Below are 11,213 nucleotides of genomic sequence, written 5' to 3'. Positions count from 1 at the left end.
TGACGCGGCACGGCGCCCAAACTCGCTTCGCTCAGACATGGGCGCCTCTACGGCCGCGCCAGGCTCCGGTGCTCGGCCCGCTAAACGGCTCGCAAGATCAAGCGCTGGGAGCAACGGCAAATGCCAGAGCGAGAGCAACCGCGAGAGCAACAGCAACCCCAAAAGCAAAAGCAGCCGCAAGAGCAACAGCAAAAGCAACCGCAAGAGCAGCAGGCGATGGCGTCGAGGCGCGGTCGGCACCGGGATGAAGCGGGCGGCGGCACCGCCACACCCGTCACGTGCCGGCGCGGATAATGCGCCCGCATCCCCCGAGTGCCTCAGCATGTCGAAGCCGAGCGTAAAATCGAAGCCGAAATCCATCGCCCCGGCCGATTGCGTCCGCGTCCGCGGCGCGCGAGAGCACAATCTCAAGGATGTCGATGTCGACATCCCGCGCGATGCGCTGGTGGTGTTCACCGGGGTGTCGGGCTCGGGCAAGTCGTCGCTGGCGTTCGGCACGCTGTTCGCCGAGGCGCAACGGCGGTATCTGGATTCGATCTCGCCGTATGCGCGGCGATTGATCGACCAGGCCGGCGTGCCGCAGGTCGATTCGATCGAAGGCCTGCCGCCGGCGGTGGCGCTGCAGCAGGCGCGCGGCACGCCGACCGCGCGCTCGTCGGTCGGCAGCCTAACGACGATCTCCAATTCGCTGCGCATGCTGTATTCGCGCGCCGGCGACTATCCGCGCGGGCAAGCCATCATCTATGCCGATGGATTTTCGCCGAATACGCCGGCCGGCGCGTGTCCCACCTGCCACGGCCTCGGCCGCATCTACGACGCGACCGAAGCCTCGATGGTGCCCGACCGCACGCTGACGATCCGCGAGCGCGCGGTGGCCGCCTGGCCGGGCGCCTGGCACGGACAGAACCAGCGCGACATCCTCACCACGTTGGGCATCGACGTCGACGTGCCCTGGGCGGAACTGCCGAAGAAGACGCGCGACTGGATCCTGTTCACCGACGAGCAACCGGTGGTGCCGGTCTATCCCGGCTTCGATCTCGCCGAAGTGAAGCGCGCGCTCAAACGCAAGACCGAACCCGCTTACATGGGCACCTTCACCAGCGCGCGCCGGCACGTGCTGCACACCTTCGCCAACACCCAGAGCGCGCAGCAGAAGAAGCGTGCGGCGCAGTACCTGGTGGGCGCCGACTGTCCCGAATGCCACGGCAAGCGCCTGCGGCGCGAGGCCCTGTCGGTGACGTTCGCCGGGCTCGATATCGCGGAGTTCTCGCAGCAGCCGCTCGACGCGCTGGCGTCGCTGCTCGCGCCGGCAGCGGCGGGGAAGACGCATGCGAAGTCGCACCCGGAGCAGGCGCTCGCCGCGCAGCGCATCGCCCAGGATCTGCGCGCGCGCATCCAGGTACTGCAGGATCTGGGGCTCGGCCACCTGGCGCTGGCCCGGTCCACGCCCACACTGTCGCAGGGTGAGCTGCAGCGCCTGCGCCTCGGCACGCAGATCCGCTCGCAGCTGTTCGGCGTGGTCTACGTGATGGACGAGCCTTCGGCGGGCCTGCATCCGGCCGATGCGCAGGCGCTGCTGCGCGCGCTGGACCAGCTGCGCGCCGCCGGCAACTCGTTGTTCGTGGTCGAGCACGAGATCGACGTGATCCGCCATGCCGACTGGATCGTCGATGTCGGCCCCAGGGCGGGAGAGCAAGGCGGGCAGGTGCTCTACAGCGGCCCGCCACCGGGTCTTGCGAAGGTCGAGGCGTCGGCCACGCGGCGTTACCTGTTCGCGGGTCATGCGCCGATCACGCGCTACGGGCGCACCCCCACGGCATGGCTGGCACTGCGCGACATCCAGCGCCACAACGTGCGGGGGCTGGACGTCGACATTCCGCTCGGCGTGTTCACGACGGTCACCGGCGTCAGTGGCTCGGGCAAGTCGTCGTTGATCAGCCAGGCGCTGGTGGAACTGCTGGCTGCGCACGTCGGCACGCAGCGGGACGGCGAGGACGACACACCGCTGGATCCGCTCGAGCGCGATGTCGATACCGCGGTCGGCGGACGCATCGACGAGGGTCTCGATGCGGTGCGGCGTCTGGTGCGGGTCGACCAGAAACCGATCGGGCGGACACCGCGCTCCAATCTCGCCACGTACACCGGCCTGTTCGACCACGTGCGCAAGCGGTTCGCAGCCACGCCGATGGCGAAGCGCCGGCGCTACGATGCCGGCCGGTTCTCGTTCAACGTCGCCAAGGGCCGCTGCGCCACCTGCGACGGCGAGGGTTTCGTCAGCGTGGAACTGCTGTTCATGCCCAGCGTCTACGCGCCGTGCCCGACCTGCCACGGCCGGCGTTACAACGCGCAGACGCTGGAGGTCACGCTGCGCGGCAAGACCATCGCCGACGTGCTGGACATGACCGTGGCCGAGGCCTCGACGTTCTTCGCCGACGATGCCGCGGTGGCGCGGCCGTTGTCGGTGCTGCTGGAGGTCGGTCTGGGTTACCTGCGCCTGGGCCAACCGGCCACCGAGTTTTCGGGCGGCGAGGCCCAGCGCATCAAGCTCGCCAGCGAACTCCAACGTGCGCAGCGCGCGGGCAGCGTCTACGTGCTCGACGAACCCACGACCGGCCTGCACCCGTCCGATGTCGACACCCTGATGCTGCAGCTGCAGGCCCTGGTGGAGGCGGGCAGTACGGTGGTCGTGGTCGAACACGACATGCGCGTTGCCGCCGCCAGTGACTGGATCATCGACATGGGCCCGGGCGCCGGCGACGCCGGCGGACAGGTCGTCGTGGCGGGGCCTCCCGACCTCGTGGCGCGTGATGCGCGCAGTCGCACCGCGCCGTTCCTGGCCGAGGCGATGACCGACGGCTGAGGCAGCCGCCACGTTCCGCACATGCAGCGGGCGTCCGATACGGGCATGCTTGGCGATCGATCGGGGGGCAGGGTGCACAGTGCGCATCGTGCGGGCAGGGAGGCCGCGGTCGAGTCCATTGCCAATCCAGGAGCTGCCGATGTCCATCGCACCGCGTCGCCGCGCGACGCTGTCCGCACTCGCCCTGTCGTTGTCCCTTGCCGTCGGCCCGGTGTCGCCGGCAGGTGCGCAGGAGCCGCCGATCGCGGTGCCGGCACCACCGGCGAATGCCGCCGAATCGGCGCTGCGCGCGCTCTACACCGCCGAATGGGACTGGCGGCAGGCCGAGTTCGACCGCGTGCGCATCGACGGCCGCTGGCAGGCGGGGGCGCGCATGCCGACGGTGACGCCCGAGGCCTGGGCCCGCCGCGCCGCGTACTGGAGGGACACGCTGGCGAAGCTCGATGCGATCCCGCTCGACGCTCTGGGCCGCGAGGAGCGCATCAATGCCGAGGTGTTCCGCACCTCGCTCGAGGCCAGCGTGGCCAATGCGGACTGGCGCACCTTCGAGGCGCCGTTCAACAGCGACAGCTTCTTCTGGGGCGGCATCAATCCCCGCCAGCCCTACCAGACCGAAGCCGACTGGCGCCGCTTCATCGCGCGACTCGGCGATGTGCCGCGTTACTTCGACGAACAGATCGCGAACATGCGTAGCGGTCTCGATCGCGGCTGGAGCGTGCCGCGGGTGACGCTGGACGGGCGCGACACCACGCTGGTGCCGTATACACAGGTCGGCGAGGACAACCCCTTGCTGGCGACCTTCGAGCGCATTCCGGTGTCGATCCCCGAGCCCGTGCGCACGCAGTTGCGCGACGCGGGCCGCCGCGTCGTGCTCGAGCAGACGGTGCCGGCGTACGGCGAATTGCTGCGCTTCCTCCGCGACGACTATTTCCCGCGCACGCGCACGACGATCGCCGCGCGCGATCTGCCCGACGGCCGCGCGTTCTACCGGTCGCAGATCCGCGAGTACGTGACCCGCGACATGAGTCCGCGCGAGATCCACGATCTCGGCCTGAGGGAGGTGGCGCGCATTTCCGCCGACATGCGCGAGGTGATGACGCGGGCCGGCTTCACAGGCACGTTCGAGGCGTTCCTCGAATACCTGCGCACCGACCCGCAGTTCTACGCGACCACGCCGCAGCAGCTGCTGTCGCACACCGCGTGGATCGCGAAGAAGATCGACGGCGAGCTCAAGCACGTCGTGGGCACGCTGCCGCGTTACCGCTTCACGATCCTGCCGGTCGCCGACGACATCGCGCCGATCTACACCGCGGGCCGCGGTGGGCTGGAGGCCTGCTTCTTCAACACCTACGACCTGCCGTCGCGCCCGCTGTACAACCTGCCGGCGCTGGTCGCGCACGAATGCGCGCCCGGCCACAGCTTCCAGGCCGCGCTCGCGCTCGAAGCACCGGCGCGCCCGGATTTCCGCCAGCAGACGTACTTTTCCGGCTACGGCGAAGGCTGGGGCCTGTACACCGAGTGGCTCGGTACGCGCATGGGCATCTACGAAACGCCGTACGAGGAGTTCGGCCGGCTCACGTTCGAGATGTGGCGCGCGGCGCGCCTGGTCATCGACACCGGACTGCACGAGTACGGCTGGAGCCGGCAGCAGGCGATCGACTATCTCGCCGGCCATACCGCGCTCGCGCGCCACGACGTGGTGACCGAGGTCGACCGGTACATCTCGTGGCCGGGCCAGGCGCTGTCGTACTACATCGGCTACAAGACCATCCTCGACCTGCGTGCCGAGGCCGAGCGCGAGCTCGGCACGCGCTTCGATCAACGTCCGTTCCACGACACGATCCTCGACCTGGGCTCGGTGCCGTTGCCGGTGCTGGAAGAGGACGTGCGGCGCTTCATCGCCGAACAGAAGGCAGCGGGCACGGTCGACCGCTGACACGCGCTGCCGGGAGCCGGCGGCGGCGCTCGGCCCGCGGGCCCGGGGTCAACGCCCCGCGACGTGGGGTTCGCGCCCTGCGTGGCCGCCTCCCGGTCCGGCCGGCGCACCGCGCGCCGGCCTGTCGAGACTGGGCGGGGCGCACACGCGGGCCGGGCGCCTTCCCCCGCGCGCGGGCGGCGTCCCGGCACCCGCAACGGCGTGCTCGGATGGTCGAACGCGCCCGCGCCGTTCGACGCGTCGCCCGCGTCGTTGAGCGGAAGCGCTGGAACACCGAGAATCGGAACATCGGCCCGCAGCGGCCCTTGTGGAAACGTCCATGCAGAACCTCCGCGTGTCCATCGTCCAGGGCGCCACCGTCTGGCACGACCCGGACGCCAACCGCGCCTACTACGGTGGACTCATCGCGCCGCTGCGCGGCGCGACCGATCTCGTGGTGCTGCCGGAAACCTTCACCAGCGGCTTCAGCAACGACGCCATCGACCGCGCCGAGGACATGCGTGGCCCGACGGTCGCCTGGATGCGCGAACAGGCCGCCGCCCTCGATGCCGCGGTCACCGGCAGCGTGCAGCTGCGCGATGGCGAGGCCGTCTACAACCGCATGCTGTGGGCCACGCCTGACGGCCGCGTGGAGCACTACGACAAGCGCCACCTGTTCCGATACGCCAACGAGCACAAGCGCTACGCCGCCGGACGCGATCGGCTGACGGTGGAATGGAGGGGGTGGCGGATCAATCCGCAGGTCTGCTACGACCTGCGCTTCCCGGTGTTCTGCCGCAACCGCTACGACGTGGAGCGTGCCGGCCATCTGGACTTCGATCTGCAGCTGTTCGTCGCCAACTGGCCGGCCGCGCGCGCGTATGCGTGGAAGACCCTGCTGCGCGCGCGCGCGATCGAGAACCTGTGCTTCGTCGTCGGCGTGAACCGCGTCGGCACCGACGGCAACGGCATCGCCTATTCCGGCGACAGCGCCGTGCTCGATTTCCTGGGACAACCGCTCAGCGCGTGCACCGACGCCGAGGCCGTGACCACGACCACGCTGCAGGCCGCCGAACTGGCTGCCCACCGCGAGCGGTTTCCGGCGATGCTGGACGCGGATCGTTTCGAGCTGAGATAGACCGTGCGCCGCCAATGTCGGCGTCCGGCATCAAAGAGGCCGGACGTCGAAGGCGATCGTCAATCGAGATCCCGAATCGGTAAACGGTTGCGTGCCATGCCACATGTACGAAGGAAACAGCACGACCCTGCCGGCCTTCGGTTGAATCATGCGGCGTGGCGCCAATTCGAGTCCGAGTTCTTGCGCCGGTTGCCCGAACTGGAGCCAGCCGGCCCGCTCCTCGCTCTGCGTCTGCATGACTGCCGGCAACGACACGTAGCAAGCCGAGCTCATCCAGCCTTGGCTGTGGGTGTGGTTTGTATGCCGCCCCGAGGACTTGAGTCGAACCGACCAGGAGCCGGCGAAGCGGAACCTGTTGCTTCTGCGCGACAGGAATGGATGAGTCGGATCCTGTGGCAGAGCGGATATCCAACGCTGGACTGCCTCCCTGATCACGCCTTCGCATGCCTCGATGACTGCGTTATCCGTGCCGAACAATTGTCCAGCGGTCTGCGAGCCGTTGCGGACACTCTGGTGGACGCGCTGGCGACTCTTGGCGTGCATGTCGTCAAGCACGGCCTTAAGTGCGTCGAGAAACGAGTGCTGATCCGGGAAGCCCGGCGGAGTGTCCAGCTCGACGTCGCCAACGAGTCCTTCATAGTCGAACAACCAGTGCTCCCGCTCGTCTCCGATGAGGCGCCAGTAAGTGCCGAGATGGCTCCAGGCTTCCTGGTTGGCCGGATCGAGCTCGACCGCGCGCTGGGCGAATTCTCCTGCGCTGTCGAAGCGCCCTGACCTGAAGGCATGACGAGCATAGGCATTGAGAAATTCCGGACTGTCGCCTAACGACAGATGCGCGCTCGCGAACCTCGAACCGGCCGCCGCGTGTTCGCCGATCAGATCCAATGCTTCGCCCGCGAACCATTCCACGACGGGGTCTCCTTCAACTGATGCAGTCGCCCGTTCGATCCGCATCAGCACGTCCTGCGGTCTGCCCGCAGCCAGCAGCATCTTGAGAAAGCGGAACTGGAGCTCACGGTTGCCCGGCTGCGCGTCCGCTGCCTGCTTGAAGTGTTCGAAGGGGTCGCCGTCCGGGATGTCGCTGCGTCCATGCTCAAGCCAGATATGCGCGAGAGTCTCATGTGCCTGCGCGAAATCCGGATGCGACTCCACAAGATGAAGCGCACCCGCGATAGCGTCGTCAATCTGCCCAGCGTCGGCCAAGACGCCGTTGATGACATCCGAAAGGTCCGGCCCGCGGTAGCCCAGCTTCTGCGCCCGATACAGGCATTCCAGCGCCTCGGTGCTCTGCCCTCGCAGCCGATGTGCGACACCGAGATTGACCCATGCATTCGGAGCAGCCGGCGCAAGCTGGGTCGCTCGCCGGTAGGCGTCCACGGCCGCATCGATATCGTCGAGAGACCGAAGGGCGTTTCCGAGGCCGTGCCAAGCGTTCGTGGACGTCGGGTCGATCGCCAACGCGCGTTCGAGCGCGTGTCTTGCTTTGGCGGGCTCATCCAGTTGCAGTTGGATCAGACCAAGCCGCGTCAGAACGGCTGCCGTGGCGGGAGCTGTCACGAGGAGGTCCCGCGCCGCCGGCAGACCCACATGCGCCGATAGCCAAGTGGCGACATGCAATAGCAAAGGCTCGTTGTGCGGCGAGATGGCTACCGCCGCGCGAAGCGCTCGCTCCGCGCCAGAAAGGTCGCCGACTTCGGAGCGTGCCATGCCCAAGAGCTGCTGCGCCTCCGATACGAAAGGCGCCTCCCGGGCGAGCGCCTCGGCAATAGCGAGCGCGCGCGGGAAATGCCCCTCGTGCAGCAGCCTGACGGCCGCCGCAAGCTGGTTCGCCTGTACAGAGCTCAATCCGGGGCTGGACATGCCTCAGCGATTGCCGCCGCGTGGGCCACGGTTGCCGCCGCCGGGACGTCCACCGGGGCCGCGCTGGCCGCCCGGCGCGCCGCCCGGACCGCGGTTGCCACCTGGTCCACGTCCGCCCGGGCTGCCCTTGGGGCCGCGGTTGCCGCCCGGACGCGGGCCGCGCGGGCCGGCGTTGGGATTGAAGCTGCCCGGGTTGGCGTGGTCGGACGGGAAGTTCGGCGCACTGTCGGGGTGCCCGTAGGGCGCACGGGGGCGGCCTGCGCCGCCACCGCCACCCGCCGGACGCGAGGCCCACGGCCCCTGGCCGGCGCTCGCGCCGCGCGCGCCACCGCCACCCGCGCCGCGCGGACCCTGTCCGCCGCCGCCAGGACCACCGGGGCCACGCTTCTTCGCACCGCCCGGGCCGCCGAAGGGCTTCTTCGGGCCACGGCCATCGGCATTGCGGTGGCCGCTTGGGCCGGTCTCCACGCCGTCCGGCACATACCAGGTGCGGAACGCAGCCGGGTTGCCCTCGGGCAGGCCGCGCGCGCCCTTGTCGGCGCGCTGCTTGAAGGGCTTCTGCGACTGCTTGGCCGCGGCATCGCCGCTGACGGTCAGGCCACCGTGCGCCTTGCGCGGACCGCCGCGGCCCCGGCCGCGGTCCTCGCGCACGTTGTCGAAGCGACGCAGCTCACGGCCTTCATCGGCGCCGCTGTTGTGCCCGTTGACGTAGGCCTTGCCGGTGCCGCCCTTGCCGAGATGCACCGTCGACTTGCCGGCCTTGCGCTGGCCGATCACCGGCTGCAGCGTCAGCGCCGGGGGCGGCCCTTCCTCGAGCTTGAGTTCCTTGCGCAGGCTTTCGACCTGCGCCTCCGGCAGTTCCTGCGACTGGCCGCGCAGCAGCGGCTGCGGCAAAACAACGTTGCCGTAGCGCACGCGCTTGAGGCGGCTGACCTGGCAGCCCTGCGATTCCCACAGGCGGCGCACTTCGCGGTTGCGGCCTTCCTTGAGCAGCACCTGGTACCAGTCGTGCGAATCGGTGCCGCCGATGCGCTCGATCTCGTCGAACTTCGCCGGGCCGTCCTCGAGTGCGACGCCGCGACGGAGGCGGTCGACGATCTTGTCCGATACCGTGTCCTCGCCTTCCGGCGCGCGCACGCGACAGACATACTCGCGCTCGACCTCGTAGGAGGGATGCATCATCGCGTTGGCGAGCTCGCCGTCGGTGGTCAGCAGCAGCAGGCCGGTGGTGTTGATGTCGAGACGGCCGATCGCGATCCAGCGCGCGCCCTTGAGCGCGGGCAGGGCGTCGAAGATCGTCGGGCGGCCTTCGGGATCCTCGCGCGTGGTGACCTCGCCCTCGGGCTTGTTGTAGATCAGCACGCGCGCCGGTTCGGTGAGCGCGCTGGCGACGAAGACCTTGCCATCGAGCTCGACCCGGTCGCCGCCCTTGATCGACATGCCGGTCAAGGCGGGTTCGCCGTTGACCTTGACCAGGCCGTCGGCGATGCGCTGCTCGAGCGCCCGGCGCGAGCCGAGCCCCGCCTGGGCCAGCACCTTGTGCAGGCGTTCCTCGAGCTTGGGCGCCGCGTCGGTGGCCGGGGCCTCGCCGCGCTTGAGCGACAGCGGCGAACGGGTGGGCTTGTCGGGGGTGTTGCGAGGGTGCGTCATGAAGTACTCCGGTCGCTGTCGCCGTCTGCGGCGAGGGCGGTGTGTGGTTCGGGATCCGGGGCGCCGGCATCGGCGTCCGTGTCAGGGTGGATGGGGTGTCCGGCGGCGTCGTGCGCCGGTTCGTCGGTCGGTGCGGCAACGGCATCGCCCGCGTCCGCGTCGTGCTGCGGGTCGCGACCGGCGCCGGTGTCGTCGCCATCGGTGGCGATGCCACCGACGGTGCGGTCGTCACCGTCCGGTCGTGCAGCGTCGGCCGCGGCGTCGCTGCCGGCCAGGCGCAACTGGGGATCGAGTTCGGCGAAATCCTTGAGTTCCGACAATGGCGGCAGATCGTCGAGACGCTTGAGGCCGAAGTAGTCGAGGAAGCCCTTGGTCGTGCCCAGCAGTTCGGGGCGACCGGGCATGTCGCGATGGCCGACGACACGGATCCACTCGCGCTCTTCCAGCGCCTTGATGATGTTGCTGTTGGTGGCCACCCCGCGGACCTGCTCGATCTCGCCGCGGGTGATCGGCTGGCGGTAGGCGATCAGCGCCAGCGTTTCGAGCGTGGCGCGGGTGTAGCGGGTCTGGCGCTCGGTCCACAGCCGGCTCACCCAGACGTGCACGTCGCTGCGCACCTGGTAGCGCCAGCCCGAGGCCAGCTCGACCAGTTCGACGCCGCGGTCGGCGCATGCGGCCTGCAACTCGTCCAGCGCCTGGCGGATGCTGCCGTCGGGCGCGGGATCGTCCAGCGTGAACAGCGCGCCGAGCTGGGCCACGCTGAGCGGCTGCGACGAGGCGAGCAGGGCGGCTTCGACGATGCGGTTGATGAAGGTCTGGTCCATCGGATGTCCGGGCTCGGGCCTCAGAAAACGGAACGGCGGCGGGTCATGGCGATTCGGGTACGTCGTCGTCGAACTCGCTCGAGAACGCGCTGGGTGGCGCGCCGCCCTCGGCATCGGCCAGGGACTTGATGTAGATCGGTGCCAGCGGGGCTTCCTGCACGATGTCCAGCAGGCGTTCCTTGGTCAGCTCGAGGATCGACAGAAAGGTCACCACCACGCCAAGGCGTCCCTCCTCGGGATCGAACAGGGTCTCGAAGCGGTGGAAATGCCCACCTGCGAGCCGGGTCAACACTTCGCCCATGCGCTGGCGAACGCTCAGCGCGTCGCGCCGGATGGCATGGCCGGTGAACAGCTCGGCCCGCTTGAGCACGTCGTGCAGCGCCAGCAGCATCTCGCGCAGGTCGACCGGCGGCGGCTCGCGCACCACGTCGTGATCCGGCAACGCGGCCTGCGCCGGTGCGGTGTCGCGGTCCTGGCGGGGCAGGCGATCGAGATCCTCGGCCGCCTGCTTGAAGCGTTCGTACTCCTGCAGCCGGCGGACCAGTTCGGCACGCGGGTCGCCTTCCTCGCCTTCCTCGGCCGGCGGCCGCGGCAGCAGCATCCGCGATTTGATCTCGGCCAGGATCGCGGCCATCACCAGGTACTCGGCGGCCAGCTCGAAGCGCAGCTCCTGCATCACGCCGATGTAGTCGACGTACTGCCGGGTGATGTCGGCGACCGGAATGTCCAGGATGTCGAGGTTCTGCCGGCGGATCAGGTACAGCAGCAGATCGAGCGGGCCTTCAAAGGCCTCCAGGATCACTTCCAGCGCGTCCGGCGGGATGTACAGATCCTGCGGGATCTGCAGCACCGGCTGGCCGTGCACCAGCGCCAGGCGCATCTCCTGCTGCTGCGGCGAAAGCGCAGCAGCAGGTGCCGGCGCGCTGGCGTCGGAGGCGGGCTGGTTCATTCGGTTCGCGGCCCTGC

At 69.2% G+C, this 11,213-nt stretch carries 7 protein-coding genes and 1 pseudogene; 3 read left to right on the top strand and 5 right to left on the bottom strand.

Going from position 1 to position 11,213, the window contains the following annotated elements; translation table 11 throughout:
• On the bottom strand, window positions 1-360 hold a 360-nt coding region (locus PQS31_RS14955; RefSeq protein WP_272763546.1), incomplete at its 3' end, for a hypothetical protein.
• Between PQS31_RS14955 and PQS31_RS14950 the strand changes: the two genes are divergently transcribed.
• The 3 genes from PQS31_RS14950 to PQS31_RS14940 all read left to right on the top strand — a co-directional run bounded on the left by PQS31_RS14950 (window position 323) and on the right by PQS31_RS14940 (window position 5,913).
• Entirely contained in the window at window positions 323-2,860 is a 2,538-nt protein-coding gene (locus PQS31_RS14950) for an excinuclease ABC subunit UvrA (RefSeq protein ID WP_272763545.1), read from the top strand. The two genes, PQS31_RS14955 and PQS31_RS14950, sit on opposite strands and share 38 nt — an antisense overlap.
• A 139-nt stretch (window positions 2,861-2,999) precedes the next feature.
• Window positions 3,000-4,796, top strand: a complete 1,797-nt coding sequence (locus PQS31_RS14945) for a DUF885 family protein (protein ID WP_272763544.1) — start codon at window positions 3,000-3,002, stop codon at window positions 4,794-4,796.
• Between the two features lie 319 nt (window positions 4,797-5,115).
• Window positions 5,116-5,913, top strand: coding sequence for an amidohydrolase (locus PQS31_RS14940; RefSeq protein WP_272763543.1), 798 nt, complete (start codon window positions 5,116-5,118; stop codon window positions 5,911-5,913).
• Between the two features lie 30 nt (window positions 5,914-5,943).
• Here the strand turns inward: PQS31_RS14940 and PQS31_RS14935 are convergent, their stop codons facing one another.
• From PQS31_RS14935 to PQS31_RS14920, 4 genes and pseudogenes are all read right to left on the bottom strand, one after another.
• On the bottom strand, window positions 5,944-7,773 hold the full coding sequence (locus PQS31_RS14935) for a putative 2OG-Fe(II) oxygenase (protein ID WP_272763542.1): 1,830 nt from the start codon (window positions 7,771-7,773) through the stop codon (window positions 5,944-5,946).
• Window positions 7,774-7,776: 3 nt separating this feature from the next.
• Window positions 7,777-9,423 carry a pseudouridine synthase gene (locus PQS31_RS14930; RefSeq protein ID WP_272763541.1) on the bottom strand — a complete coding sequence of 549 codons (1,647 nt, stop codon included), beginning with the start codon at window positions 9,421-9,423 and terminating at the stop codon, window positions 7,777-7,779.
• Window positions 9,424-9,482: 59 nt separating this feature from the next.
• Window positions 9,483-10,247: pseudogene (scpB, locus tag PQS31_RS14925) on the bottom strand (SMC-Scp complex subunit ScpB); the annotation flags it as partial.
• A gap of 43 nt (window positions 10,248-10,290) precedes the next feature.
• Window positions 10,291-11,196 carry a ScpA family protein gene (locus tag PQS31_RS14920; protein ID WP_272763540.1) on the bottom strand — a complete coding sequence of 302 codons (906 nt, stop codon included), beginning with the start codon at window positions 11,194-11,196 and terminating at the stop codon, window positions 10,291-10,293.
• Window positions 11,197-11,213 lie beyond the last annotated feature (17 nt).

This window comes from Luteimonas sp. BLCC-B24 (assembly GCF_028550595.1).
Lineage (GTDB): Bacteria > Pseudomonadota > Gammaproteobacteria > Xanthomonadales > Xanthomonadaceae > Luteimonas.
This window is presented reverse-complemented; position numbering and strand designations above follow the sequence as displayed.

Coding starts and splice junctions, on each gene's coding strand:
- PQS31_RS14930 (WP_272763541.1), bottom strand. CDS start 9,423: ATGACGCACCCTCGCAACACCCCCGACAAGCCCACCCGTTCGCCGCTG.
- PQS31_RS14940 (WP_272763543.1), top strand. CDS start 5,116: ATGCAGAACCTCCGCGTGTCCATCGTCCAGGGCGCCACCGTCTGGCAC.
- PQS31_RS14945 (WP_272763544.1), top strand. CDS start 3,000: ATGTCCATCGCACCGCGTCGCCGCGCGACGCTGTCCGCACTCGCCCTG.
- PQS31_RS14950 (WP_272763545.1), top strand. CDS start 323: ATGTCGAAGCCGAGCGTAAAATCGAAGCCGAAATCCATCGCCCCGGCC.
- PQS31_RS14920 (WP_272763540.1), bottom strand. CDS start 11,196: ATGAACCAGCCCGCCTCCGACGCCAGCGCGCCGGCACCTGCTGCTGCG.
- PQS31_RS14935 (WP_272763542.1), bottom strand. CDS start 7,773: ATGTCCAGCCCCGGATTGAGCTCTGTACAGGCGAACCAGCTTGCGGCG.